This window comes from Salmonella sp. 2018103, from assembly GCF_026247685.1.
Taxonomy (GTDB): domain Bacteria; phylum Pseudomonadota; class Gammaproteobacteria; order Enterobacterales; family Enterobacteriaceae; genus Salmonella; species Salmonella enterica.
Map to the genome: position 1 here is coordinate 3,684,777 of NZ_CP111029.1, position 25,788 is coordinate 3,710,564.

The 25,788-nt window shown below is 54.2% G+C and carries 22 protein-coding genes; 3 read left to right on the top strand and 19 right to left on the bottom strand.

Annotation, left to right across the window (positions count from 1 at the left end; translation table 11 throughout):
- Positions 1 to 26: 26 nt before the first annotated feature.
- From ftsZ to leuO, 19 genes are all read right to left on the bottom strand, one after another.
- The gene (gene ftsZ, locus OLG56_RS17875; protein WP_000462785.1) at positions 27 to 1,178 is read right to left on the bottom strand and encodes a cell division protein FtsZ; all 1,152 of its coding nucleotides are present in this window, start codon (positions 1,176 to 1,178) and stop codon (positions 27 to 29) included.
- A 61-nt stretch (positions 1,179 to 1,239) separates the two neighbouring features.
- Complete coding sequence (ftsA, locus tag OLG56_RS17880; protein WP_000588463.1) at positions 1,240 to 2,502, bottom strand: cell division protein FtsA; 1,263 nt, start codon at positions 2,500 to 2,502, stop codon at positions 1,240 to 1,242.
- Positions 2,499 to 3,329 (bottom strand): cell division protein FtsQ, encoded by an 831-nt coding sequence (gene ftsQ, locus OLG56_RS17885; RefSeq protein ID WP_000075728.1) that lies wholly within the window; start codon positions 3,327 to 3,329, stop codon positions 2,499 to 2,501. Before ftsQ ends, ftsA begins: the two co-directional genes overlap by 4 nt.
- A 1-nt stretch (position 3,330) precedes the next feature.
- A complete protein-coding gene (locus tag OLG56_RS17890) occupies positions 3,331 to 4,251 on the bottom strand; it encodes a D-alanine--D-alanine ligase (protein ID WP_000763892.1) in 921 nt (306 codons plus the stop codon).
- Positions 4,244 to 5,719, bottom strand: coding sequence for a UDP-N-acetylmuramate--L-alanine ligase (murC, locus tag OLG56_RS17895; protein ID WP_001096069.1), 1,476 nt, complete (start codon positions 5,717 to 5,719; stop codon positions 4,244 to 4,246). Before murC ends, OLG56_RS17890 begins: the two co-directional genes overlap by 8 nt.
- Before the next feature lie 118 nt (positions 5,720 to 5,837).
- Entirely contained in the window at positions 5,838 to 6,905 is a 1,068-nt protein-coding gene (gene murG / locus OLG56_RS17900) for an undecaprenyldiphospho-muramoylpentapeptide beta-N-acetylglucosaminyltransferase (protein ID WP_023214746.1), read from the bottom strand.
- Positions 6,902 to 8,146 (bottom strand): cell division protein FtsW, encoded by a 1,245-nt coding sequence (gene ftsW, locus OLG56_RS17905; RefSeq protein WP_001239803.1) that lies wholly within the window; start codon positions 8,144 to 8,146, stop codon positions 6,902 to 6,904. Before ftsW ends, murG begins: the two co-directional genes overlap by 4 nt.
- The gene (murD, locus tag OLG56_RS17910) at positions 8,146 to 9,462 is read right to left on the bottom strand and encodes a UDP-N-acetylmuramoyl-L-alanine--D-glutamate ligase (RefSeq protein WP_000796438.1); all 1,317 of its coding nucleotides are present in this window, start codon (positions 9,460 to 9,462) and stop codon (positions 8,146 to 8,148) included. The genes ftsW and murD overlap by 1 nt, the downstream gene beginning before the upstream one ends.
- A gap of 2 nt (positions 9,463 to 9,464) precedes the next feature.
- Positions 9,465 to 10,547, bottom strand: a complete 1,083-nt coding sequence (mraY, locus tag OLG56_RS17915) for a phospho-N-acetylmuramoyl-pentapeptide-transferase (protein ID WP_000964138.1) — start codon at positions 10,545 to 10,547, stop codon at positions 9,465 to 9,467.
- Positions 10,541 to 11,899, bottom strand: a complete 1,359-nt coding sequence (gene murF, locus OLG56_RS17920; RefSeq protein WP_000626639.1) for a UDP-N-acetylmuramoyl-tripeptide--D-alanyl-D-alanine ligase — start codon at positions 11,897 to 11,899, stop codon at positions 10,541 to 10,543. Before murF ends, mraY begins: the two co-directional genes overlap by 7 nt.
- Positions 11,896 to 13,383 carry a UDP-N-acetylmuramoyl-L-alanyl-D-glutamate--2,6-diaminopimelate ligase gene (gene murE, locus OLG56_RS17925; RefSeq protein ID WP_207011587.1) on the bottom strand — a complete coding sequence of 496 codons (1,488 nt, stop codon included), beginning with the start codon at positions 13,381 to 13,383 and terminating at the stop codon, positions 11,896 to 11,898. The genes murF and murE overlap by 4 nt, the downstream gene beginning before the upstream one ends.
- Positions 13,370 to 15,136 carry a peptidoglycan glycosyltransferase FtsI gene (gene ftsI, locus OLG56_RS17930; RefSeq protein ID WP_000642235.1) on the bottom strand — a complete coding sequence of 589 codons (1,767 nt, stop codon included), beginning with the start codon at positions 15,134 to 15,136 and terminating at the stop codon, positions 13,370 to 13,372. Before ftsI ends, murE begins: the two co-directional genes overlap by 14 nt.
- A 15-nt stretch (positions 15,137 to 15,151) precedes the next feature.
- Positions 15,152 to 15,517: a cell division protein FtsL gene (ftsL, locus tag OLG56_RS17935; protein ID WP_000625651.1), complete on the bottom strand. Its 366-nt coding sequence runs from the start codon at positions 15,515 to 15,517 to the stop codon at positions 15,152 to 15,154.
- On the bottom strand, positions 15,514 to 16,455 hold the full coding sequence (gene rsmH / locus OLG56_RS17940; protein WP_000970444.1) for a 16S rRNA (cytosine(1402)-N(4))-methyltransferase RsmH: 942 nt from the start codon (positions 16,453 to 16,455) through the stop codon (positions 15,514 to 15,516). Before rsmH ends, ftsL begins: the two co-directional genes overlap by 4 nt.
- A gap of 1 nt (position 16,456) precedes the next feature.
- Positions 16,457 to 16,915 carry a division/cell wall cluster transcriptional repressor MraZ gene (mraZ, locus tag OLG56_RS17945; protein WP_000488294.1) on the bottom strand — a complete coding sequence of 153 codons (459 nt, stop codon included), beginning with the start codon at positions 16,913 to 16,915 and terminating at the stop codon, positions 16,457 to 16,459.
- Between the two features lie 605 nt (positions 16,916 to 17,520).
- Positions 17,521 to 18,525, bottom strand: coding sequence for a catabolite repressor/activator (gene cra / locus OLG56_RS17950; RefSeq protein WP_000762406.1), 1,005 nt, complete (start codon positions 18,523 to 18,525; stop codon positions 17,521 to 17,523).
- Positions 18,526 to 18,808: 283 nt separating this feature from the next.
- Positions 18,809 to 19,300 carry an acetolactate synthase small subunit gene (gene ilvN / locus OLG56_RS17955; protein WP_001563086.1) on the bottom strand — a complete coding sequence of 164 codons (492 nt, stop codon included), beginning with the start codon at positions 19,298 to 19,300 and terminating at the stop codon, positions 18,809 to 18,811.
- 2 nt (positions 19,301 to 19,302) lie between these two features.
- The gene (ilvI, locus tag OLG56_RS17960) at positions 19,303 to 21,027 is read right to left on the bottom strand and encodes an acetolactate synthase 3 large subunit (RefSeq protein WP_000425622.1); all 1,725 of its coding nucleotides are present in this window, start codon (positions 21,025 to 21,027) and stop codon (positions 19,303 to 19,305) included.
- A gap of 321 nt (positions 21,028 to 21,348) precedes the next feature.
- Complete coding sequence (gene leuO / locus OLG56_RS17965; RefSeq protein ID WP_207011588.1) at positions 21,349 to 22,293, bottom strand: transcriptional regulator LeuO; 945 nt, start codon at positions 22,291 to 22,293, stop codon at positions 21,349 to 21,351.
- Between the two features lie 656 nt (positions 22,294 to 22,949).
- Here leuO and leuL point away from each other — a divergent pair.
- The 3 genes from leuL to leuB all read left to right on the top strand — a co-directional run bounded on the left by leuL (position 22,950) and on the right by leuB (position 25,786).
- Positions 22,950 to 23,036, top strand: coding sequence for a leu operon leader peptide (gene leuL, locus OLG56_RS17970; protein ID WP_001575587.1), 87 nt, complete (start codon positions 22,950 to 22,952; stop codon positions 23,034 to 23,036).
- A gap of 87 nt (positions 23,037 to 23,123) precedes the next feature.
- Positions 23,124 to 24,695, top strand: a complete 1,572-nt coding sequence (gene leuA, locus OLG56_RS17975; RefSeq protein WP_000082819.1) for a 2-isopropylmalate synthase — start codon at positions 23,124 to 23,126, stop codon at positions 24,693 to 24,695.
- Positions 24,695 to 25,786 carry a 3-isopropylmalate dehydrogenase gene (gene leuB, locus OLG56_RS17980; protein ID WP_000042325.1) on the top strand — a complete coding sequence of 364 codons (1,092 nt, stop codon included), beginning with the start codon at positions 24,695 to 24,697 and terminating at the stop codon, positions 25,784 to 25,786. The genes leuA and leuB overlap by 1 nt, the downstream gene beginning before the upstream one ends.
- Positions 25,787 to 25,788 lie beyond the last annotated feature (2 nt).

Here is a 25,788-nt window from a genome sequence, read left to right on the forward strand (position 1 = left end):
CCAGAATCCCAAATTCCAGCTAATTCTTAATCAGCTTGCTTACGCAGGAATGCGGGGATATCCAGATAATCCGGCTCTTTCGCCGCCTGTGGTGTATTGTCGTTAACCACTTTCGCGACCGTTTTTTGCTCCTGCGTCAGCGGCGCCATACCGTGCTGCTGATAACGATCCAACACCGGCTGCTGCACCTGTTTATTGGTGACCAGGGTGATTTCCGGACGTTTGTCCATACCAATACCGGTCGCCACTACCGTCACGCGCAGTTCATCATTCATATCCGGGTCCAGAGAGGTACCGATAACCACGGTGGCGTTATCCGACGCAAACGCGCGAATAGTGTTACCGACGGTTTCAAACTCGTCCAGACGCAGGTCAAAGCCCGCCGTAATGTTGACCAACACGCCGCGCGCGCCGGACAGGTCGATATCTTCCAGCAGCGGAGAAGAAATAGCCATTTCAGCCGCTTCTTCCGCACGGTCTTCACCGCTCGCCACGCCGGAGCCCATCATTGCGTAGCCCATTTCAGACATCACGGTACGCACGTCAGCAAAGTCGACGTTCATCAGGCCTGGGCGGGTGATCAGCTCTGCGATACCCTGAACCGCGCCTTTCAGCACGTCGTTAGCCGCGCCGAACGCGTCGAGCAGGGAGATACCACGGCCCAGCACTTTCAGCAGCTTGTCGTTCGGGATGGTGATCAACGAGTCCACATGCTTGGACAGCTCGGTGATACCCTGCTCCGCAAATGCCATACGCTTTTTGCCTTCAAAATTGAAAGGCTTAGTCACCACGGCAACGGTCAGAATACCTAAATCTTTTGCCACTTCAGCAACCACTGGCGCCGCGCCGGTTCCGGTACCGCCGCCCATGCCTGCCGCGATAAATACCATGTCTGCGCCTTCAAGCGCCGCACGCAGCGCTTCACGGTCTTCGTCCGCCGCGTTACGACCGACTTCCGGGTTAGCGCCGGCGCCCAGACCTTTGGTAATGCCGCTACCAATTTGAATGGTCTGGCCAACCGCCGTTTTACGCAACGCCTGAGCGTCGGTATTCACCGCGAAGAATTCAACACCTTCGATGCGCTCGCGCACCATGTGTTCAACAGCGTTACCGCCGCCACCACCGACGCCGATGACTTTAATCACCGCGTCGTTGGTTAGTTCCATAGGTTCAAACATAATCTCTCTCCGTCATGTGCCTGTCGCCTGAGGCCGTAATATCTGGCGGCCTCATAAAAAATTAAAACTCTTTTCGCAGCCAGCTATTAAGTCGCTTGATCCACGAGCCAACTGATGCCGTAACACGTTTTTCCACTTCTGCTTCACCGTTTAAGTGGGACTCTTTCCCGTAGTGAAGCAATCCCACCGCCGTTGAGTAATACGGCTCCTGGGCATAATCCGTCAGACCGGTAATATTCAGCGGCGCGCCAATACGCACCTGCGTATGAAACACGCGCTGAGCGCAAGCAGCAAGCCCTTCGATTTGCGCCGCGCCGCCGGTTAACACAATCCCCGCCGCCAGGTGATGTTTTACCCCTTGTTGGCGAAGCTGTTCCTGTAATTGCAATATCTCTTCGTTGACCAGATTGAGCAGCTCGGTGTAACGCGGCTCAATCACTTCCGCCAGCGTCTGACGTTGCAGGCTGCGCGGCGGACGCCCGCCTACGCTCGGTACTTCAACGCTCTCGTCTTTACCGACGATGGAACCCAGCGCGCAACCGTGGCGGACTTTAATGGCTTCAGCATCGCTCGGCGGCGTACCAAAGGCATAAGCGATATCGCTGGTCACCACGTTCCCCGCGTAAGGGATCACTTTGGTATGACGCAGCGCGCCGCCAGTATAAACGGCGATATCCATTGTACCACCGCCGATATCCACGACACAGACGCCCAGTTCACGTTCATCTTCCGTTAACACGGAATAACTGGCCGCCAGTCCGGCAAATATCAGTTGGTCAACTTTCAGACCACAACGTTCAACGGCTTTGACAATGTTTTTTGCCATATCGTTGTGGCAGGTAATCAAATGTACTTTCGCCTGCATACGCACGCCGGAAAGACCGACCGGATTTTTAATGCCTTCCTGGTAGTCAATGGCGTACTCCTGAGGAATCACATGCAGCACGCGATGTTCATCGCGCACGCGCACTGACTTCGCAGTATGCACGACGTTTTCCACATCTTCCTGCGTCACTTCCTCTTCGGAAATGGGCACCATACCAATTTCATTCTGACAGCTAATATGTTTGCCGGAAAGCGCCAGATATACCGAGGAGATCTGGCAATCAGCCATCAATTCCGCCTGGTCAATGGCGCGCTGAACGCATTTCACCACTGACTCAAGGTCATTCACCCCGCCTTTATCCATACCCCGCGATGGGCAACTGCCCACGCCAATGATATTGACCATACCGTCGGGCAGAACTTCCCCTACTAAAGCGGCAACCTTCGCGGTGCCAATCTCCAGTCCTACTACCAGTTTTCTGTCCGTCGCCTTGATCATTGTTGTTCTGCCTGTGCCTGATTCTGTTGCTGATTAGATTCCTCAGGGGGGAGCGGCGCCCAGCCAACTGCCGCACCTGAGTCATAACGCAAATCAACGTAGCTAATCCGTTTGCCATCGGTTTGCGCCTGCTGCTGTAAAACCGGATAGAGTTCTACAAAGCGAGCCAACCTTTTCATCGTATCGCCCCTGCCGAGATTGAGCTTAATGCCGTTATTAAGCGTCAATTGCCAGGAGCGACGTGCGGTCATCGCCGCTTCCTTTAGAGTGAATTTATCCTTAGCCAGCACCTGCCCCATCTCGCGGTATCCCTGCAACACTTCACTCGCGCTGCCTTCCGGGCCATACAACATGGGTAAAACCTGTTTGCCGATGCGGTCTGACGGCACGCTGAAGGTGTTCCCTTCAGCATCGACCATATGTTGATCATTCCAACGCGCAATCGGCACATATTCAACCAGATGAATCTTCAATTCATCAGGCCACTGTTTTCTGACGCTGGCCTGTTTAATCCACGGCAAACGCTCAATCTGGCTCTGGATAATGTTCACATCCTGCGTCATGAAGGTTCCCGGCGCGCCCAGAGCCAGTATCGCCTGACGGATATCATCGTTACGCGTGTAGTGACGCTCGCCGGTTAATACCAGCTTTGATAACGGTAAACGCTGCGCATCTTCCATCCACCCTAACACGACCCACCCGCTAACAAACACGGTGCACAGTACCGTCAGCAGGAATAAAATTCCTGCAAGACGCGTTCCATTATTGCGGCGTGAAGAAGGCGTCTCTTCATCACTGTTTCGCGTGTTCAGCGCAGCCTGCGACATATCAGTCCGCCAACTCCAGAATTCGTACCACTAACTGCGAGAAGCTCATTCCCGCCTGACGCGCCGCCATCGGCACCAGACTATGGCTGGTCATCCCCGGAGATGTATTGGCTTCCAGCAGATAAAACTGACCATCGCTGTCCAGCATGACGTCAATACGCCCCCATCCCGTGCAGCCTAAAGCTTTCCATGCCTGCAGGACGAGAGACTGTAGCGCGGCTTCCTGGGACGCTTCTAAACCAGCAGGGCAGAAATACTGAGTCTCATCAGAGAGATACTTCGCCTCATAATCATAGAAGGTTCCTGCCGGTTGGATACGAATTGACGGTAAAATTTCTTCGCCAACTATCGCCACCGTAAATTCCGGACCGCACAGCCATTTCTCAATCAGTATTTCGTCATCATGCTGAAAAGCCAATGATAACGCACCCTGTAAAGCATTTTCTTCTACTACTTTCGTCATACCGACGCTGGAGCCTTCACGGCTGGGTTTGACGATCAGCGGTAAACCCAGCGCCGAAATTCGCGCTTTTTGTTCTTCGCTAAGGCCTTTTTCAAACTCAGCGCGCGTCAGCGCGACCCACGGCGCAACCGGTAAGCCCGCGCCCTGCCACAGCAATTTACTGCGCAGTTTATCCATTGAAAGCGCCGAGGCCATCACACCGCTGCCGGTATAAGGCAGGCCGAGCAGTTCAAGCATTCCCTGTAAGGTGCCATCTTCACCGCCGCGGCCATGCAACGCAATAAAGGCCTTCTGAAAGCCCATTGCTTTAAGCTGCGCGACATCGACCTCTTGCGGATCGACGGGATGCGCATCAATGCCGCCTTCACGTAACCCGGCCAACACTGCCGCGCCGGAATTTAACGAAACGTCCCGCTCCGCAGAGGTTCCGCCCAACAGGACCGCGATTTTATCAGCCATGTTGTTCTTCCTCCTGGATTTGCGGCTTCAGCTTGATTTCAGATAAGTAACGCGCAATTTTGCCAACATTTCCTGCGCCTTGCACTAATATCAAGTCGTTACCCGTCAGCACCGGCGCTAACATTGTCGCAACCTGAGCCGGATCGGAAACCAGAATCGGGTCAATTTTTCCCCGATTACGAATCGTACGACATAAAGAACGGCTATCCGCTCCCGGAATCGGCGCTTCGCCCGCCGGGTAAACGTCCAGCATCAGCAGCGCATCAACCTGGGTCAGCACATTGGCGAAATCGTCATACAGATCGCGCGTGCGCGTGTAACGGTGCGGCTGAAACAGCATCACCAGTTTTTTATCCGGCCACCCTGCTCGCGCAGCTTTAATGGTGGCGTCTACTTCAGTCGGATGATGGCCATAATCATCCACCAGCATCGCCGTCCCGGCTTTACCATTCACCGGCTCAAGCGGGAACTCGCCGAGGAAGTCAAAACGACGCCCGGTCCCCTGGAAGCTTTCCAGCGCGCGCAGAATAGCGTCATCGGCGATGCCTTCTTCGGTCGCTACCGCCACTGCCGCGGCGGCATTCAGAGCATTGTGGCGACCCGGCGCATTCAACGTGACATGCAGATCCGGCATTCCCTGGCGCAACAGCGTAAAGTGCCCCTGCGGCCCTATCTGCTGATAATCTTCTACGCGGACGTCAGCATCCTCGCTAAAGCCATACGTCGTGGTCTGACGCCCCACCCGCGGCAGCAACTCGCGGATGACCGGATCGTCGACGCACATTACCGCGCGACCGTAGAACGGCAGGTTATGCAGGAAGTTAATAAACGTCTGCTTTAAATTTTCAAAGTCGCCATGATAGGTATCCATATGGTCGGCTTCGATGTTGGTGACGATCGCGACCATCGGCTGCAAATGCAGGAAGGACGCGTCGCTCTCATCTGCCTCGGCAATCAGGTAACGACTATGGCCCAGACGCGCATGAACGCCTGCGGCTTTCACCAGTCCGCCATTCACGAAAGTCGGGTCCAGCCCCGCTTCGGCATAAATACTGGACACCATCGCGGTCGTTGTGGTTTTTCCGTGCGTCCCGGCAATGGCGATGCCGTGGCGAAAACGCATCAGTTCCGCCAGCATTTCCGCACGGCGAATAACCGGAATACGCGCTTCATGCGCCGCGACAATTTCCGGGTTATCCGCGGAAATTGCGCTGGAAACGACGACCACGCTGGCATCACGCACATTTTCCGGACGATGGTTAAAGAAAATCGTCGCCCCCAGGCTCGTCAACTGCTGGGTCACCGGATTCGGCGCTAAATCGGAACCACTGATCTGATACCCTTCATTGGCCAGAACTTCGGCAATACCGCCCATACCAGCACCACCGATGCCGACAAAGTGAATGTGCCGAACGCGACGCATTTCGGGCACGATGGAACGCAGTTTTGCCAGTTGTTGTGTATTCATTCTTTACGCCATTAACTCCAATACCCGCCATACTTCAAATTGCAGATGCGTTGGCTTGCCTGCAACCCAAATTATTGAGGGTAGAAAAACCCTGCGATGCAAAAGGCACCGCCACAAATTATGTCCGGGCAACCCGGCTGACTTCACTGGCGACGCGCTCGGTAGCATCCGGAATGGATACCGCGCGGGCACGCTCCGCCATGGTTAACAACGCCTCGCGCGACCACCCCGCCAGGGTGTCGGCGACAGCCTCTACAGTAAACTGCGGCTGCTCAAAAATCTTAGCTGCGCCGGCGTTTTCTAACGGCAGCGCATTCCAGTACTGCTGCCTGTCTTTATGCTGAAACGGCACAAATATCGCCGGTAATCCGGCGGCGGCGATCTCGCTCACCGTTAAAGCGCCGGAACGACATACCACCACATCCGCCCACGCATAGGCGGCGGCCATGTCATCGATAAATTCCGTTACCTTATGCTGCGGTTGTCCCGCCCCGGCATATGCCTGCTCTACCGTGAGCTGCGCGCCTTTTCCGCTTTGATGCCAGATTGTAACCGTATCGCCCAGTCTGGCGGCAACCTGCGGCATCGTCTGGTTCAGGACTCGCGCCCCCTGAGAACCGCCGACCACCAACACGCGAATCGGGCCGTCACGACCGGCCAGACGCACCTGCGGCAACGGCAACGCCAGTACGTCGGTACGCACCGGGTTACCCACCACTTCCGCGTTCGGAAACGCACCGGGAAACGCCTGCATCACCGTGGTCGCGATTTTGGCCAGCCACTGATTGGTCAGCCCGGCGATACCGTTTTGCTCATGCAAAACGACCGGAATACCCAATGACCAGGCAGCAAGACCGCCGGGGCCGGAAACATAACCGCCCATTCCCAGCACGACATCCGGCTTAAACCGCTTCATGATCACCCGCGCCTGCCGCCAGGCGTTAAAAATCCGCAGCGGCGCCGCCAGAAGCGCTTTTACGCCTTTGCCGCGCAGACCGGAGATCCGAATAAAGTCAATATCGATGCCATGCTTCGGCACTAAATCCGCTTCCATACGATCGGCGGTACCCAGCCAGCGAACCTGCCAGCCCTGGGCCATTAAATGATGCGCAACGGCCAGTCCCGGGAACACGTGCCCGCCGGTACCGCCCGCCATCACCATTAACCGCTTCGGTTGACCACTCATCGAGAACCTCGTGTAAACGCCTGCGCTTTTTCCAGACGCGTTTCATAATCAATACGTAATAAAAACATAATGGCCGTCGACATAATCAACAGACTCGACCCGCCATAACTGATCAGCGGCAGCGTAAGACCTTTGGTCGGCAGCATCCCCGCGGCCGCGCCAACGTTTACCAGCGCCTGGAAACTAAACCAAATACCGATAGAACACGCTAAAAATCCGGAAAAACGGTGGTCAATCTCCAATGCCTTACGGCCAATCGACATCGCGCGAAAAGCGACGAAGAATACCATTAAAAGCGCCAATACCACACCGATATAACCCAGTTCTTCCCCAATAATGGCGAAGATGAAATCGGTGTGCGCCTCCGGCAAATACTCCAGTTTCTGCACCGAATTCCCCAGCCCTTGCCCCCATATCTCACCGCGACCAAAAGCCATCAGCGACTGCGTCAGCTGATAACCGCTGCCGAACGGATCTTCCCAGGGATTCCAGAACGAGGTAACGCGGCGAATACGATACGGTTCGGCGAGGATTAACAGAATCACCGCCGAGATGCCCATCCCGATAATGGCGATGAACTGCCATAATTTCGCCCCGGCGAGAAACAGCATCGCCAGCGTGGTGACAAACAGTACGACCACCGTCCCGAGGTCAGGTTGCGCCAGCAGTAACACCGCCAGCACCAGAATCACGCCCATTGGTTTTAAAAAGCCGCGCAGGTTATTTCGCACCTCATCAACCTTACGCACCAGATAGTTCGCGAGGTAGCAGAACAGCGACAGCTTGGTAAACTCCGCAGGCTGAATACGCAGCGGCCCCAGCGCAATCCAGCGCGACGCCCCGTTAACCGAGCTCCCGACGACCAGCACGATAAGCAGCATAATGATCGACGCTATCAGCATCGTCGTGCTGTATTTTTGCCAGAAGGTCATGGGCAAACGTAGCGTGACCATCGCCAGACAAAATGCCAGGAAGATATAGAGCGCATCACGTTTGGCAAACAAAAACGGATCGTTCGCCAGGCGCTGCCCGACTGGCATGGAGGCCGACGTCACCATGACAAAACCAATCGCCGCCAGCCCGAAGGTCAGCCATAGCAGCGTACGGTCATACATGATCAGACTGTCGGCGTCTTTATCGCGCGAAGCCATCACCCAGCCTTTAAGCGCCGCAAACAGCCAGGCCAGGAGGCCAAAGCCTGGTACGCGCGGCATTCTCAGACGGGGGAGAGATAAACGCATCAACCTAACTCCTTCGCCAGACGGGTAAAGACATCGCCCCGTTGCTCAAAATTTTTAAACTGATCGAGGCTGGCGCAGGCGGGCGACAGCAGCACCATATCACCCGGCTGAACGCGCGGCGCCAGCAAACGCATCGCCTCTTCCATCGTCTCAGTCTGTTGGGCGATTTCCGGACGCAGCGCGGCAAGCTGCGCGCCATCGCGCCCAAAGCAATACAGGCGGATACGATCGCCGGTCAGATAGCGCGCCAGCGGAGAAAAGTCTGCCGACTTACCGTCGCCGCCCAGCAGCAGATGCAGCGTACCGTCCACATGCAAACCGTTTAGCGCCGCTTCGGTACTGCCGACGTTGGTCGCTTTCGAGTCGTTGATCCAACGTACGCCGTTATGCTCCAACGCCAGCTGGAAGCGATGCGCCAGACCGGTAAATGTCGTCAACGCCTTCAAACTGCTGGCGCGCGGCAGACCTACGGCATCCGCCAGCGCCAGCGCCGCTAACGCATTGGTATAGTTATGCTGACCGGAAAGCTTCATCTCTTTCACGTTCAGCACCTTCTCGCCTTTGACTCGCAGCCAGGTTTCGCCCTGCTGACGATTAAGGTGATAATCACCCATATTGACGCCAAAGCTGACGCATCGTTCATCGGCCCCGCGAACCGGCATCGTCAACGCGTCATCGGCATTCACTACGCACACTTTCGCCTTCTCGTAGACGCGCAGTTTCGCCGCCCGGTACTGTTGCAAACCAAACGGATACCGGTCCATATGATCTTCAGTGACGTTGAGCACCGTTGCCGCCGCCGCTTGCAAACTTGACGTGGTTTCCAGTTGGAAACTGGATAATTCCAGCACGTACAATTCGCGATCGGCATCCAGCAGCATCAGCGCCGGAAGACCGATATTGCCGCCAACACCGACATTGACGCCCGCCGCCTTCGCCATCTCGCCCACTAAGGTGGTCACGGTGCTTTTGCCGTTTGAGCCGGTGATAGCCACAATCGGCGCCTGCGCTTCGCGGCAAAACAGTTCGATATCGCCGACAATTTCCACTCCAGCGCTGGCGGCAGCGCTAAGAGAGGGATGCGCCAGAGCAATACCAGGGCTGGCGACGATTAAATCCGCCGCTAAGAGCCACTCGTCGTTCAGGCCGCCAACGTGACGCTCAACATCTTGCGGCAGCTTATCCAGACCCGGCGGCGTCACGCGAGTATCCATCACCCGCGGCGTCACGCCGCGGGCGAGAAAAAAGTCCACGCAAGAGAGTCCGGTTAAGCCCAGACCGATAATGACGACGTTTTTGTCCTGGTAATCAGCCATGATTAACGTACCTTCAGCGTTGCCAGGCCAATCAGCACCAGCATCAGCGAAATAATCCAGAAGCGCACAATCACGCGCGGTTCCGGCCAGCCTTTCAGTTCATAGTGGTGATGGATAGGCGCCATACGGAAAATACGCTGTCCGCGTAGTTTAAAGGAACCCACCTGCAGGATGACCGACAGAGTTTCCACCACAAAGACGCCGCCCATGATCACCAGCAGAAATTCCTGACGCAGCAGCACGGCGATAATGCCCAACGCGCCGCCCAACGCCAGCGATCCGACATCGCCCATAAAAACCTGCGCCGGATAAGTGTTAAACCACAAGAATCCTAATCCCGCGCCGACAATCGCCGTACAGACAATCACCAGCTCCCCCGCATGGCGTAAATACGGAATATGCAGGTAATTGGCGAAGTTCATGTTCCCGGTCGCCCAGGCCACCAGCGCAAAGCCGGCGGCAACGAAAACAGTCGGCATAATCGCCAGACCATCAAGCCCGTCGGTCAGGTTTACGGCGTTACCCGTACCGACGATGACAAAGTAGGACAGCAAAATGTAAAACAGCCCCAATTGCGGCATAACATCTTTAAAGAACGGCACCACCAGTTGGGTCGCGGGCGTGTCTTTCCCGACGAGATAAAGCGCAAAGGCCACGCCGAGCGCGATAACCGACATCCAGAAATATTTCCAGCGCGCAATCAGCCCTTTGGTATCTTTCCGCACCACTTTGCGGTAGTCATCGACAAAACCGATAATGCCGTAGCCAATCAATACCACCAGCACGCACCAGACGTACGGGTTAGACGGGTAAGCCCATAACAGAACGGAAATCACAATCGCCGTCAGGATCATGATGCCGCCCATCGTCGGCGTACCGCGTTTACTGAAGTGCGATTCCGGGCCATCGTTACGTACCACCTGGCCAAAAGAGAGTTTTTGCAGACGAGCGATCATACGCGGGCCCATCCATAAAGAGATGAACAGCGCGGTCAACAGGCTGACGATGGCGCGAAACGTCAGATAAGAAAAGACGTTAAAGCCGGAATAATATTTGACCAAATGCTCGGCCAGCCAAACTAACATGAACCTTTCTCCTGTAACGCATGAACCACATCTTCCATCGCGGCGCTGCGTGATCCTTTCACTAAAATAGTCATCATTGGTTGCTCCTGAAGCAGAGCGTGTAAACGCGCAATGAGCGCGGCTTTATCGGCAAAATGTTCGCCGACGCCGCTGGCGTGGCTGATAGCCTGACTGAGTTTTCCGGTGCTTAACACGCGATCAATACCCGCCGCTTTTGCGGCCTCGCCAACCTGGATGTGGCACGCTTCGCTTTCTGCGCCCAGCTCGGCCATATCGCCTACCACCAGCACGCGGTAGCCGGGCATTTCAGAAAGGACCTGCACTGCGGCGGTCATCGAACCGACGTTGGCGTTATAAGCGTCATCCAGTACCAGTTGGTTTTCACTTAGCTGAATCGGGAACAGACGCCCGGGTACAGCTTTTAACGCCGCCAGCCCTGCTTTAACCGCCGTCAGCGTCGCCCCCACCGCCATTGATAAAGCAGCGGCCGCCAGCGCGTTGGCAATATTGTGCCGCCCCGGCAACGGCAGCAGCACATCAATGCTGCCCATCGGCGTTTGCAGGGTAAATTCGGTACCGTGTGACGTCACGTGGATATTCGCAGCGGTAAAGTCGCTGTTTGCCGCATTCGGCGAAAAGCGCCACACCTGACGATCGCCAATAATGCTTTGCCAGTTCAGCCAGTCATTATTATCGGCATTCATAATCGCGATACCGTTCTCAGGCAAACCGGTATAGATTTCGCCTTTCGCTTTCGCCACGCCGGCCAACGAGCCGAAACCTTCCAGATGCGCCGCCGCCAGGTTATTGACCAGCGCCGCTTCCGGGCGCGTCAGGCTAACGGTCCAGGCGATTTCTCCCTGGTGATTAGCGCCTAACTCGATTACCGCATAGTCATAATCATGGTTTAAGCGCAGCAGCGTTATCGGCACGCCGATGTCGTTGTTAAAATTGCCTGCGGTATACAAAGTATTTCCGCACTGGCTAAGAATCGCGGCGGTCATCTCTTTGACCGAGGTTTTGCCGGACGAACCGGTTAACGCCACCACCCGCGCCGGTACCTGCATACGTACCCAGGCGGCCAGTTGGCCAAATGCCTGACGCGTGTCTTTTACAATCACCTGCGGAAGATCGATATCCAGAGGACGACTGACCAGCAGGGCGCCAGCGCCGTTCGCTTTTGCTTTATCAGCAAAATCATGCGCATCAAAGCGTTCCCCTTTCAGCGCCACGAACAGGCATCCCGGCGTCACTTTCCGTGTGTCGGTAATGACCGTATCGAGCGTGAGATCCGCCCCGCGGTGTTCGGCGCCAAGGACATCGGCAATTTTGCTGAGCGTTACGCTAATCATGCGATCCCCCCCAGCAAACGCGCTGCGGTCACGCGGTCTGAATAATCAAGACGCTGCGTGCCGACAATCTGGTAATCCTCGTGCCCTTTACCTGCAATCAGCACAACGTCATTGTCTTTTGCCTGCATAATGGCATTGGTTACCGCCTCAGCGCGGCCTTCCATTACCCTGACCTGCCCGGCGTCCAGCATTCCGGCCAGAATATCGTTGATAATGGCGCGCGGCTCCTCGGTACGCGGGTTATCGTCAGTCACCACGACGATATCCGCGAATTCTTCGGCAATGGCCCCCATGAGTGGGCGCTTACCTTTGTCACGATCCCCGCCACAGCCAAAGACGCACCACAATTTTCCGGCGCAGTGCAGGCGCGCCGCCTGCAACGCTTTTTCCAGCGCATCCGGCGTGTGCGCGTAATCCACCACCACCGTCGGTTTGCCTGGCGCAGTGAACACTTCCATCCGCCCGCAAACCGGCTGCAAACGCGCGGCGGTTTTCAGCAAATCCGTTAACGGATAGCCCAGCGCCAGTAGCGTCGCCAATGCCAGCAGTAAGTTGCTGACGTTAAACGCGCCCATCAGGCGGCTTTCGATTTCGCCTTCACCCCAGCTTGAAGCAAAACGAATCGTCGCTCCGCGGTCGTGGTACTCCACCGCCTCCGCTTTCAGCCAACGACCGTGACAGTTAGGGTTGATATGCCCTTCCATTGATACCGCGACCGCATCGGGTAGCGACGCCAGCCAGCGGCGTCCAACTTCATCATCGGCGTTGACGATTGCCTGACCATGATGGTGGGTGGAATAAAGCATCCATTTTGCCGCCTCGTAATGCGCCATATCGCCATGATAGTCGAGATGGTCGCGGCTCAAATTAGTAAACACGGAGGCGGCAAATTTCAGCGCCGCCACGCGATGCTGCACCAGGCCGTGAGAAGAGACTTCCATCGCGCCGAAGGTCGCGCCCTGCGCAACCAGGCTGGCCAGCACATGCTGAACATCCACAGCGGAACCGGTTGTGTTCTCCGTCGGGATCACTTTATCCAACAGTCCGTTGCCTACCGTTCCCATCACTGCGCTGGTTTCGCCGAGCAACTGGCTCCACTGCGCCAGTAGTTGGGTGGTGGTGGTCTTGCCATTGGTGCCGGTCACCGCCACCAGACGCATGTTTTCAGATGGCTCATGGTAAAAGCGGCCCGCCAGCGCAGATAAACGCTCATTGAGCTGGCTGAGATAGACGACCGGTACGCCGTGCATTTCGCGAATCTCACCGTCGGCCGCCTCGTCTTTCGCCTCTGCAATAATGGCAGCTACGCCTTGCGCTATCGCCTGCGGGATATATCGACGCCCGTCCGCCTGATGACCCACTACTGCCACAAAGAGATCGCCCGCCGCAGCCACACGGCTGTCGAGCGTCATCTCTCGCAGTTCTCGCGCGGGTAGTCCAGCCACCCACGGAGCAAGAAGGTCGCGCAAATTACGATCTGCCACCTGTTCCCTCGCCTTGATTAATTACGAATTCATTTTTTTCGCCCGTTGCCAGCGCGTCCGGTTCGATGTTCATGGTGCGCAGAACGCCGCCCATGATGGCACCAAATACCGGCGCGGAAACGGCCCCGCCGTAGTATTTACCCGCCTGCGGATCGTTGATGACAACCACCAGCGCGAAGCGCGGCTGACTCGCAGGCGCGACGCCTGCGGTGTAAGCAATGTATTTGTTGATGTAGCGACCGTCCGGCCCCACTTTTTTCGCCGTACCGGTTTTAATCGCGATACGATAGCCTTTAATCGCTGCCTTCACGCCGCCGCCGCCCGGCAGCGCCACGCTTTCCATCATATGCACCACGGTGCGTACGGTGGATTCAGGGAAGATGCGTTCGCCGGGTACAGGCGGATCAACTTTGGTAATCGACAGCGGGCGATAAATGCCATAGCTGCCGATCGTTGCATAGACTCGCGCTAATTGTAACGGCGTTACCATTAGCCCGTAGCCGAAAGAGAAGGTGGCCCTCTCTATGTCGGACCACCGTTGTTTTTGAGGATATAAGCCACTGCGTTCTCCGACCAACCCCAAATTGGTCGCCTTTCCTAGCCCAAAACGTGAGTAAGTATCTACTAACGCTGAGGACGGCATCGCTAACGCCAGTTTGGATACACCGACGTTACTCGACTTCTGCAGAACCCCGGTCAGGGTTAATTCGCTGTAGCGCGCCACGTCTTTAATTTCGTGGCCGTTAATTCGGTATGGAACGGTATTCAACACCGTATTTTCGTTGACGATACCGCGCTGAAGCGCGGTCATCACCACCATCGGCTTAACCGTAGAACCCGGTTCAAACACGTCGGTGATGGTACGGTTACGCATCGCGTCTTTCGGCGTACCGGCAAGGTTGTTGGGGTTATAGGAAGGGCTATTCGCCATCGCCAGTACTTCACCGGTATTGACATCGACCAGCACCGCGCTACCGGATTCCGCCTTGTTAAACGCCACCGCGTTGTTCAGTTCGCGGTAAACCAGCGCCTGTAAGCGTTCATCAATGCTTAACGCCAGGTTGTGCGCTGCCTGACTGTCAGTGGAGGAGATATCCTCAATCACGCGACCATAGCGGTCTTTACGCACGATTCGCTCGCCAGGCTGGCCGGTAAGCCACTTATCAAAGCTCTTTTCAACGCCTTCAATCCCCTGACTGTCGACGTTGGTAAAACCGATGAGGTGAGCGGTTACTTCTCCTGACGGGTAGTAGCGGCGTGATTCTTCACGCAAATGAATACCCGGCAGTTTGAGTTTTTTGATGTAGTCTGCCATGTCAGGATTTACCTGGCGCGCCAGATAAATAAAACGCCCTTTCGGGTTGGCGTTGATACGGGCGGAGAGCTGATCGAGCGGAATATTGAGCGCAGTAGAAAGCGCTTTCCAGCGATCGCCAACGCTGATGCCGCCGGCGTCATGAACTTCTTTCGGGTCGGCCCAGATCGCCTTAACCGGTACGCTGACCGCAAGTGGACGCCCGGAACGGTCGGTAATCATACCGCGTGAGGTGGAGACTTCCTGAACACGCAGCGAACGCATATCACCCTGACGCACCAGCATATCCGGGGCGATAATCTGTAGCCACGCCGCGCGTCCAAGTAAAAAAACCAGCGCCAGTAAAATACAGCCGCACAGCAACGCAAAACGCCAACTGATGAAGTTGGTCTGTTCTTCCTGGCGTTTCGATTTTTGCGTTTTTGCCGCTGCTTTCATGCGTCGCGTTTATCCTTATTTTTGCACTACGATATTTTCTTGGGACGGATCAACATGCTGCATTTGCAGCTTTTCCGTTGCGATCCGCTCTACCCGGCTGTGATCGCCGAGCGCATTTTCTTCAAGGATCAGGTTGCGCCATTCAATGTCCAATGCATCGCGCTCCAGAACCAGTTGTTCACGCTGCGCGGTGAGTAAACGAGTATGGTGCGCCGTCGTGACCACCGTCACCGCCGTTAAAATGATGCAAATGAACAAGCAGAGTGGCAGCTTCCCGAACCGCAAAAGATCGTCACCGATCACGCCAGGCAAGGCATGGCGCTCGTTGCTTCCTATCGATCCCTTAACTTTGCTTAGGGCTTCTGTCACTCTGCTGATCATGCGTTCGTCCTCTCTGCGATACGCAGAACTGAACTACGGGCCCGAGGATTTTCAGCTACCTCTTTTTCACCCGGCATCAACTTGCCTAACGCTCGTAACTCACGACCGCCCAGTTTTTTGAGCTGCGCTTCCGTCATCGGTAATCCCGCCGGTACCTGCGGACCGCGGCTTTGCTCACGCATAAAGCGTTTCACAATACGGTCTTCCAGCGAGTGGAAACTGATGATTGAAAGCCGCCCGCCTGGGGCCAGTACGCTGAGCGAGCTTTTTAGCGCCTGCTCTATCTCCTCCAGTTCACTGTTTACCCAGATGCGCACCGCCTGGAAGGTACGGGTCGCGGGATGTTTGAATTTGTCTTTTACCGGGGTCGCCGCCGCAACCACTTCCGCCAGCTCTTTGGTGCGGGTCATCGGCTGTTCGCGATTGCGCTCAACAATGGCGCGAGCAATACGTTTGGCAAAACGCTCCTCGCCGAATGTTTTCAGCACCCAGGCGATATCCGCTTCCTCCGCCGTTTGTAACCACTCGGCGGCAGACTGGCCGCGCGTGGGGTCCATTCGCATATCCAGCGGACCGTCGCGCATGAATGAAAAACCGCGCTCCGCATCGTCAAGCTGCGGAGAAGAGACGCCAAGATCGAGAAGGATCCCGTCAATCTTGCCGGTAAGCTCGCGCTCGGCTACATAATCAGCCAGCGCGGAAAAAGGTCCATGAATGATGGAGAAGCGAGGATCATTAATGGTCTGCGCAACGGCGATCGCCTGCGGATCGCGATCGATCGCCAGCAAGCGCCCCTCTTCGCCCAGTTGCGAGAGGATCAGGCGCGAGTGGCCGCCGCGACCAAATGTGCCATCAATATAGATACCATCCGGACGAATATTCAGCCCATTAACGGCTTCATCCAACAGTACCGTAGTGTGTTTAAAATTTTCCATCATCTTATAGAGACAAGTCCTGCAGCCGCTCCGATAACGTTTCGGTAGCTGACTGTTCAGCGTCGATATCTTCCTTGACCTGTTGATACCAGGTCGTTTCATCCCACAGCTCAAATTTGTTGAACTGTCCAACCAGCATCACTTCTTTCGTCAGTCCGGCATGTTGCCGCAGAACTGGCGCGATCAGTAATCGACCTGCACCATCCATCTGACATTCGCTGGCATGGCCCAACAGTAAACGCTGTACGCGACGTTCTACCGGGTTCATGCTCGACAGACGAGATAACTTTTGCTCAATAATTTCCCATTCAGGCAGGGGGTAAAGCAGCAGGCATGGGTGATGGATGTCAATGGTACATACCATTTGACCGGTAGCGCTCTCGATCAGTTGCTCCCGATAACGGGTCGGCACGGTCAGGCGCCCTTTACTGTCGAGATTGACTAACGTTGCCCCCCGGAACATGCCAGTCTCACCCCTTCTTACCACTTTATCCCACAAATTCCCACTCGAAGGAGTTTACGGAGCGGAGGAAAAGCTTGTCAAGCAAGTCACAACGCTTACCGAAGTAAAAAAGCCAATGTTTACGGCGAATATCTGCGTTGATTAATTTCCGTCCAGCGCGCAAGCCAAATTAACGTTATGAATATTTGTAAGAAAAAAACCAAAGACCCACCGCCGTTTAAAACGGACTCAATATAATCCGAGAAAAATATAAAGTGTCAGTTTGCGACGCGAGCGGCATTTTAGGACATATTGCACCGTGTTAACAGTGCCTGTTTAACGTGTGCAGCGCCTGCTATACCAGCGCCTACGAGCGACTGTCGCGCCAAAGACAAAAAGTGGCTGTTAATTCGACGATTTCTTGCCTGCTTGTAACAAAACAAGACAAAGGAAAAGACTCGTTACGTCTTAATTAGTGGAATATGGACGATTTCGGACAAAAGAAAGGTAATAAAAAAGAATTTTCGGATAATTTTAAGGAATAATCTTAATTATTTAAGGGATATTTTTACTGATACGCATTTGTTTGACGGCGGCAGAAGAGAGAGTCTTTTACCGCCGGTCCTTTAGCTACGGCTCAGAATGCCGCGACGATACAGGTTTCGCCGAATACGCGTTAAGCCAGGTTTCGGTTTACGCGGTTCATCAAGACTTGCCAGCACAATCTCCAGCACGCGTTCCGCGACATCACGATGACGCTGCGCCACCGCCAGTACCGGGCATTGCAGAAAATCCAGCAGCTCATGATCGCCGAAGGTCGCAATCGCCAAATCCGAGGGCAGTTTTCCATCGCGCCGCAGCGTAACGTCCATCACGCCCTGTAATAGCGCGAACGATGTCGTAAAGAGCGCCTGCGGCATAGGATGCGTTTCCAGCCATTTCTCAAACAGCTGCGCGGCGGCTTCGCGCTCATAGCTGTTGGCATATAAGAAATTCACCTCCCGCGGATCGTCTTTCCATGCGGTGCGGAACCCCTGCTCGCGCAGGAAACTGACGGACAACTCCGGCAGCGCGCCCAAATAAAGCACCGTTTCCGCCGGGAATTTACGCAGCTCTTCCGCCAACATCTCGGCATCATCCTGATCGGCGCCGACCACGCTGGTGAAATGTTCGCGATCCAGCGCGCGGTCGAGCGCGACGATGGGGAATGGATCGTTGGCCCAGCGCTGATAGAAGGGATGCTCCGGCGGTAACGAAGTTGAAACAATGATTGCATCCACCTGGCGTTGCAAAAGGTGCTCAATGCAGCGCATTTCGTTATCCGGCTGATCTTCAGAACAGGCGATCAGCAGTTGGTAGCCACGCTGGCGTGCCTGGCGCTCAAGATAGTTTGCGATACGGGTGTAGCTCGTGTTTTCAAGGTCCGGGATCACCAGACCAATGGAACGTGTGCGTCCAGCACGCAGCCCGGCAGCCACAGCGTTAGGATGGTAATTGTGCTCACGCACTACCGCCATGACTTTTTCTACGGTTTTGTCGCTCACGCGGTATTGCTTTGCTTTACCGTTTATAACGTAGCTTGCAGTTGTGCGCGAGACACCGGCCAGCCGAGCGATTTCATCCAGTTTCACAATTGCCCCTTGTGTAAATTGTACAAACCATAACCTTTATGTCGGCATGGGTTAAAATCGTTAACATCTAAGCGCAGTTTGATCACTCCGGCAACCGCTTTTATTCCGGGTTACCACGGATTTCGCAAAAAAAAGCCCAACCGGTGATATTGGGTTGGGCGATAATTCCTGTTGGCTGATATCCGGCAAACCTGCCTGATGGCGTTACGCTTATCGGACCTGGGCCAGATATCAGCCTGTAGACCGGATAAAACGCACGCGCGTCGTCATCCGGCAAATCTGCTCAGCGCATAATCTTATCGCCGCGCGAAAGCCCGACGACGCCTGAACGCGCCACTTCAACAATTTTCGCCACGTCGCGCAGCGAGGCCAGAAAAGCATCCAGTTTATCGCTGGTACCCGCCAGTTGAACGGTATACAGCGTTGGCGTAACGTCAATAATCTGACCACGGAAAATTTCCGTATTACGCTTCACCTCTTCCCGTCCGTAGCCGCTGGCCTGGATTTTCACCAGCATGATTTCCCGCTCAACGTGCGCTCCCTGTCCCAGCTCGCTGACGCGCAGCACATCAACCAGCTTGTGCAGTTGCTTTTCAATTTGCTCAAGCACTTTTTCATCGCCTACCGTCTGGATAGTCATGCGCGACAACGTCGGATCGTCCGTCGGCGCGACGGTCAGGCTTTCAATATTATATCCGCGTTGCGAAAAGAGGCCGATAACCCGCGATAACGCCCCAGATTCGTTTTCCAGTAATACCGATAAAATCCGGCGCATCATCAGGTCCTCTCCGTTTTGCTTAACCACATTTCGTCCATCCCGCCCCCGCGAATCTGCATCGGATAGACATGCTCGCTGCCATCAACGGTGACATCGACGAACACCAGTCGGTTATTACGCACATGCTCAAGGGCTTCGCTGAGTTTACTTTCCAGCTCATCCGGACGGTTAATCTGCAGCCCAACATGGCCATATGCTTCCGCCAGGCGCACAAAATCCGGTAACGACTGCATATAAGACTGAGAATGGCGACCGGAATAGATCATATCCTGCCACTGTTTCACCATCCCCAGATAACGGTTGTTCAGATTCAGAACCAGTACCGGCAGTTCATACTGTAAGGCTGTCGATAGCTCCTGAATGTTCATCTGTATGCTGCCATCGCCGGTCACGCAGACCACCATTTCTTTCGGCAGGGCCATTTTAACGCCCAGCGCAGCCGGTAGGCCAAAACCCATCGTGCCGAGCCCGCCGGAATTAATCCAGCGACGTGGCTTATCGAACGGGTAGTAGAGGGCGGCAAACATCTGGTGTTGTCCTACATCGGACGTCACGTAAGCGTCGCCCTTCGTCAGACGCCAGAGGGTTTCAATCACCGCCTGGGGTTTAATGCTTTCGCTTTCCGCGTCATATTTCAGGCACTGACGGGCGCGCCAGATCTCTATCTGCTGCCACCAGTCACGAATATCATCCTGCGGCTGAGACGGCGCATCCTGCGCCAGTAGCTCCAGCATTTGTTCCAGTACCAGGCGGGCATCGCCCACCACCGGGATATCAGCGTTAACCGTTTTGGATATGGACGTCGGGTCAATGTCGATGTGTAATACCGTCGCGTTCGGACAATATTTAGCGAGATTATTCGTCGTGCGGTCGTCAAATCGTACGCCAACAGCGAAAATCACGTCGGCGTTATGCATGGTCATATTGGCTTCATAAGTGCCATGCATTCCCAGCATTCCTAACGACTGGCGATGAGTAGCAGGAAACGCGCCCAGTCCCATTAATGAAGAGACCACCGGCAGGTTAAAGGTTTCAATGATGTGGCGCAGCGGCGCATAGCAGGCCGCGCTTATCGCCCCTCCCCCAACATAGACCACCGGCTTTTTTGCCGACGCCAGCGTTTGCAAGGCACGCTTAATTTGTCCTTTATGTCCTGATGTTGTGGGATTGTAAGAGCGCATACTGACCGTCTCCGGCCAAGCATACGGCATTTTTTTCGCCGGATTCAAAATATCTTTTGGCAAATCCACGACCACCGGCCCAGGACGTCCGCTTGCCGCCAGCCAGAAGGCCTTTTTAAGCACCTGGGGAATATCTTCCGTCTGTTTGACCAGGAAGCTATGTTTGACCACCGGTCGGGAAATCCCCACCATGTCGCACTCCTGAAAGGCATCATAGCCAATCAATGAGGTGGCGACCTGGCCGGAAAGAATCACCAGCGGAATGGAATCCATATAGGCCGTAGCAATCCCGGTAATCGCATTGGTCGCTCCCGGTCCGGAAGTCACCAGCACCACGCCAACCTCGCCAGTGGCTCGCGCCAGGCCATCCGCCATATGCACCGCAGCCTGCTCATGACGCACCAGCACATGATCGATCCCTCCAACGGTATGTAGCGCATCATAAATATCAAGCACTGCGCCTCCAGGATAGCCGAACACCTGCTTTACGCCTTGATCGATAAGCGATCGGACGACCATCTCGGCTCCAGACAACATCTCCACGGCTTGCCTCCACTTTATACCTGTCATCACGGTTTGACGGACACCTTAACCGCTCGCTATCACGCCTGGCAATTGGGTGGAATGACGTAAAGATGGGGAAGGTTAGAATAATCAGGAGGCAAGAAGAGAAGAAATGGAGAAATACTCCGTCTGAATCACACCAGGTAATAAATAATCGCTTATAAATGCAGACTTACAGCAATTCATCTATTTTTCACAGCGACGAAAAGAATCGCTCACCGTTAATTCAGCATAAAATTTTTGATATACGATAAAAAGCAGAATAAACCAGAATTTGTTTCTGATTTATTCTGCCCGGTTTTATCGCTTACAAACAGAAACTAATAAATCTTCCATCCATTGGTGCCCTTTATCACGCCCAGCCGCTTCATGCCAGGAAAGGTAGCATGTCCGGCTATTCAGTTTTAAAGGCAACGGCAATATTTGCAGATCCAGCGATTCCGCAAACTCTTCCGCCAGCCAGCGCGGGGCAATAGCGACCAAATGCGTCTGCGAAACCACGTTCAGAACGCTGATAAGCGCCATGCCCTGATAAGCCACGCTCGACTGTTTATCCGCCGTGTCATACCACGGCTGACTAAATGACGCATAACGATCGAGAGAAACAACCGCATGTTGTTCATTATAAACATCGCCTTCCAGTAGCGGGCCGCTAATACGCGGGTGTTTACGGCCGGCGACTAAAACCATTTCATCTTTAAATAGCGGTACGCTGGTAAACTCAGGGCGACGGAATTCTTCATAACTAATAACGAACTCGGTTTCCTGATAGCGTAACTGATGCTCAGTATTCTGATTCAACGACGCTTTAAAAACGACATGAATATTTGGAGCAATTTTTTCTACACGATTATAAATCTGTGACGTCAGGATATTATCCAGCGGACTGCACACGCAAAGATTGAATACACGTTCGCTGCTGGTCGGCTCAAACCCCGATCCCGGCAATTCATTTTGCACCAATTGCAACGCCTGACGGACTGAACCAAATAACTGAAATGCACGGGCAGTCGGCTGAATTCCTCGTCCATATCGAACAAAAAGTTCGTCATTAAACATAACCTTCAGACGCGCTACGGCGTTACTAACCGCAGGCTGCGACATTCCCAGCGTGTGGGCGGCGCGCGTAATATTCTGCTCTTGCATTACCGCATCGAACACGGTCAATAGGTTCAAATCAACCATGCGAAGCTGTGGTTTGCCCATATCTAAAAGATGCGGCTTTTCGGTTTTGACCTCTGGCATATTTAACTCCACTGTCACGCTTAACTCCCTTTTTCTGGCTGAAGGCAGAAATAATTCCTGAAAATATGATTTACCATGCATATAAAATAAGAAAAAGGGAAAGCGTTAAAATTCGGAAAACATAAAGACGCTGACAGAGACAAATAGAATGCCAGCGCAAGCGTAATGTGTCCTGGGTCACACCATTGCGATTCATAATGTTTAAATTACGCAAGCAATATAACCATAACTATGGCGAATACACAATCATACACCAAGTGAATGATCATTTAAGTTTCAATTAAATGTTTATATTATTAATAGCTAAAAAGTTAACATTAATTTATCAATAACTTTATCCTTATCCATTAAGTAAACAAGGTTATTTGTTAAAATATAAAACAAATCAAAAAGATAAACCAAACCTTTAGCATACCTTTAACAGTCCATTCCTCTAACCAATTTGCAAACAAAAATGCCTAAATATTTCAAACAATGAAAAGTATGAATGTCCACTCGTTCTTTTATCCTTTATTGGACGCGCAGCCCAGCACAATTAGCTAAAGTACGTATCCGGATATCGTCAACAAAATGCAATGGCGACAGAAAATAGAGTTGACATTAAACGGCATATCCAGTACCACTAAAAGCATAACGCATTCGCTGGAGCTGAATTAATGTCACATATCGTTCGTTTCACTGGGCTACTACTACTCAACGCATTTATTGTGCGCGGTAGACCGGTGGGCGGCATTCAACATTAAGTCAGCTCGAAGTCAAACAAAACCCGCGCCGTTGCGCGGGTTTTTTTATGCCTGACGCAAGGCGCCCCTGGAGACAAGGACCACATCATGAGCCAGCAAGTCATTATTTTTGATACGACCTTACGCGACGGCGAACAAGCGTTACAGGCCAGCCTGAGCGCGAAAGAGAAGCTGCAGATTGCCCTGGCCCTTGAGCGCATGGGTGTTGATGTCATGGAAGTAGGCTTCCCGGTCTCTTCTCCGGGTGATTTTGAATCCGTCCAAACCATCGCCCGCACCATCAAAAACAGCCGCGTTTGCGCCCTGGCGCGTTGTGTAGAAAAAGACATCGATGTCGCGGCACAGGCGCTGAAGGTCGCCGACGCGTTTCGTATCCATACTTTTATCGCCACCTCGCCAATGCACATCGCCACCAAGCTGCGCAGCACGCTGGATGAGGTCATCGAACGCGCGGTATACATGGTTAAGCGGGCGCGTAATTACACTGATGACGTGGAGTTCTCCTGCGAAGATGCTGGCCGGACGCCTGTTGACGATCTGGCGCGCGTGGTGGAAGCCGCTATAAACGCCGGCGCGAGAACCATTAATATTCCCGATACCGTGGGCTATACCATGCCGTTTGAGTTCGCGGGAATCATTTCCGGCCTGTATGAACGTGTCCCCAATATCGACAAAGCTATCATCTCCGTTCATACCCACGACGATTTAGGGATAGCAGTAGGCAACTCGCTGGCGGCAGTACATGCGGGCGCGCGTCAGGTTGAAGGCGCGATGAACGGTATCGGAGAACGTGCCGGTAACTGCGCACTGGAAGAAGTGATCATGGCGATTAAAGTGCGCAAAGACATCATGAACGTACACACCAACATCAATCACCACGAAATCTGGCGCACCAGCCAGACCGTCAGCCAGATCTGTAACATGCCGATCCCGGCCAACAAAGCGATTGTCGGCAGCGGCGCTTTCGCCCACTCTTCCGGCATCCACCAGGATGGCGTCCTCAAGAACCGCGAAAACTATGAAATCATGACGCCAGAGTCCATCGGTCTGAATCAGATACAGCTGAACCTGACCTCCCGCTCTGGCCGTGCCGCCGTGAAACATCGCATGGAAGAGATGGGTTACAAGGACACAGACTACAACATGGACCACCTGTACGACGCGTTCCTGAAGCTGGCGGACAAAAAAGGCCAGGTGTTCGACTATGACCTGGAAGCGCTGGCGTTTATTAATAAACAGCAAGAAGAACCAGAGCATTTCCGTCTGGATTACTTCAGCGTGCAGTCCGGCTCCAGCGATATCGCCACTGCTTCCGTGAAGCTGGCCTGTGGTGAAGAGATCAAGGCCGAGGCGGCGAACGGCAACGGCCCGGTCGACGCCATCTATCAGGCGATTAACCGCATCACTGGCTACGACGTTGAGTTGGTTAAATACGACCTGAACGCCAAAGGCCAGGGCAAAGACGCGCTGGGTCAGGTCGATATCGTCGTGAACCATCATGGTCGCCGCTTCCACGGCGTCGGGCTGGCGACGGATATCGTCGAATCCTCCGCCAAAGCGATGGTGCACGTACTGAACAATATCTGGCGCGCAGCCGAAGTTGAAAAAGAATTGCAACGCAAAGCTCAAAATAAAGAGAACAACAAGGAAACCGTGTAATGTCGAAGAACTATCATATTGCCGTACTGCCGGGCGACGGTATCGGCCCGGAAGTCATGGCGCAAGCCCTGAAAGTTATGGATGCGGTACGCAGCCGTTTTGATATGCGTATCACCACCAGCCACTATGACGTCGGCGGTATTGCTATCGACAATCATGGTCATCCACTGCCGAAAGCCACCGTTGAAGGGTGCGAGCAGGCGGATGCCATTCTGTTTGGCTCCGTCGGCGGCCCGAAATGGGAAAATTTGCCCCCGGAAAGCCAGCCGGAGCGCGGCGCCCTGCTGCCGCTGCGCAAACATTTCAAATTATTCAGTAATCTGCGTCCGGCGAAACTGTATCAGGGACTGGAAGCATTTTGCCCGTTGCGCGCCGATATCGCCGCTAACGGTTTCGATATCCTGTGCGTGCGCGAGCTGACCGGCGGGATCTATTTCGGACAGCCAAAAGGCCGTGAAGGCAGCGGTCAGTACGAAAAAGCCTTTGATACCGAAGTTTATCACCGCTTTGAGATCGAGCGCATTGCCCGTATCGCCTTTGAATCGGCGCGTAAACGCCGCCGTAAAGTCACCTCTATTGATAAAGCCAACGTACTGCAAAGCTCTATCCTGTGGCGTGAGATCGTCAATGATGTCGCGAAAACGTATCCCGATGTGGAACTCGCGCACATGTATATCGATAACGCCACCATGCAGTTGATTAAAGACCCGTCGCAGTTTGACGTACTGCTGTGCTCTAACCTGTTCGGCGACATTCTGTCCGACGAATGCGCCATGATCACCGGCTCAATGGGGATGTTGCCCTCCGCCAGCCTGAACGAGCAAGGGTTTGGCCTGTATGAACCGGCTGGCGGCTCCGCGCCGGATATCGCCGGGAAAAATATCGCCAATCCAATTGCGCAGATCCTGTCGCTGGCGCTGCTGCTGCGCTACAGCCTGGATGCCAACGATGCGGCAACGGCCATTGAACAGGCGATCAATCGCGCATTAGAAGAGGGCGTTCGCACCGGCGATTTAGCCAGGGGCGCTGCCGCAGTCAGTACCGATGAGATGGGCGATATTATCGCCCGCTATGTCGCAGAAGGGGTGTAATC

Excerpts from the sequence above, each read along its gene's own strand:
- mraY (WP_000964138.1), bottom strand. The coding sequence starts at position 10,547 with ATGTTAGTTTGGCTGGCCGAGCATTTGGTCAAATATTATTCCGGCTTT.
- rsmH (WP_000970444.1), bottom strand. The coding sequence starts at position 16,455 with ATGATGGAAAATTTTAAACACACTACGGTACTGTTGGATGAAGCCGTT.
- mraZ (WP_000488294.1), bottom strand. The coding sequence starts at position 16,915 with ATGTTCCGGGGGGCAACGTTAGTCAATCTCGACAGTAAAGGGCGCCTG.
- murC (WP_001096069.1), bottom strand. The coding sequence starts at position 5,719 with ATGAATACACAACAACTGGCAAAACTGCGTTCCATCGTGCCCGAAATG.
- murD (WP_000796438.1), bottom strand. The coding sequence starts at position 9,462 with ATGGCTGATTACCAGGACAAAAACGTCGTCATTATCGGTCTGGGCTTA.
- leuA (WP_000082819.1), top strand. The coding sequence starts at position 23,124 with ATGAGCCAGCAAGTCATTATTTTTGATACGACCTTACGCGACGGCGAA.
- ftsL (WP_000625651.1), bottom strand. The coding sequence starts at position 15,517 with ATGATCAGCAGAGTGACAGAAGCCCTAAGCAAAGTTAAGGGATCGATA.
- ftsZ (WP_000462785.1), bottom strand. The coding sequence starts at position 1,178 with ATGTTTGAACCTATGGAACTAACCAACGACGCGGTGATTAAAGTCATC.
- leuO (WP_207011588.1), bottom strand. The coding sequence starts at position 22,293 with ATGCCAGAGGTCAAAACCGAAAAGCCGCATCTTTTAGATATGGGCAAA.
- ftsW (WP_001239803.1), bottom strand. The coding sequence starts at position 8,146 with ATGCGTTTATCTCTCCCCCGTCTGAGAATGCCGCGCGTACCAGGCTTT.
- murF (WP_000626639.1), bottom strand. The coding sequence starts at position 11,899 with ATGATTAGCGTAACGCTCAGCAAAATTGCCGATGTCCTTGGCGCCGAA.
- leuL (WP_001575587.1), top strand. The coding sequence starts at position 22,950 with ATGTCACATATCGTTCGTTTCACTGGGCTACTACTACTCAACGCATTT.
- ftsA (WP_000588463.1), bottom strand. The coding sequence starts at position 2,502 with ATGATCAAGGCGACGGACAGAAAACTGGTAGTAGGACTGGAGATTGGC.
- OLG56_RS17890 (WP_000763892.1), bottom strand. The coding sequence starts at position 4,251 with ATGGCTGATAAAATCGCGGTCCTGTTGGGCGGAACCTCTGCGGAGCGG.
- ftsI (WP_000642235.1), bottom strand. The coding sequence starts at position 15,136 with ATGAAAGCAGCGGCAAAAACGCAAAAATCGAAACGCCAGGAAGAACAG.
- leuB (WP_000042325.1), top strand. The coding sequence starts at position 24,695 with ATGTCGAAGAACTATCATATTGCCGTACTGCCGGGCGACGGTATCGGC.
- ilvN (WP_001563086.1), bottom strand. The coding sequence starts at position 19,300 with ATGCGCCGGATTTTATCGGTATTACTGGAAAACGAATCTGGGGCGTTA.
- ftsQ (WP_000075728.1), bottom strand. The coding sequence starts at position 3,329 with ATGTCGCAGGCTGCGCTGAACACGCGAAACAGTGATGAAGAGACGCCT.
- murG (WP_023214746.1), bottom strand. The coding sequence starts at position 6,905 with ATGAGTGGTCAACCGAAGCGGTTAATGGTGATGGCGGGCGGTACCGGC.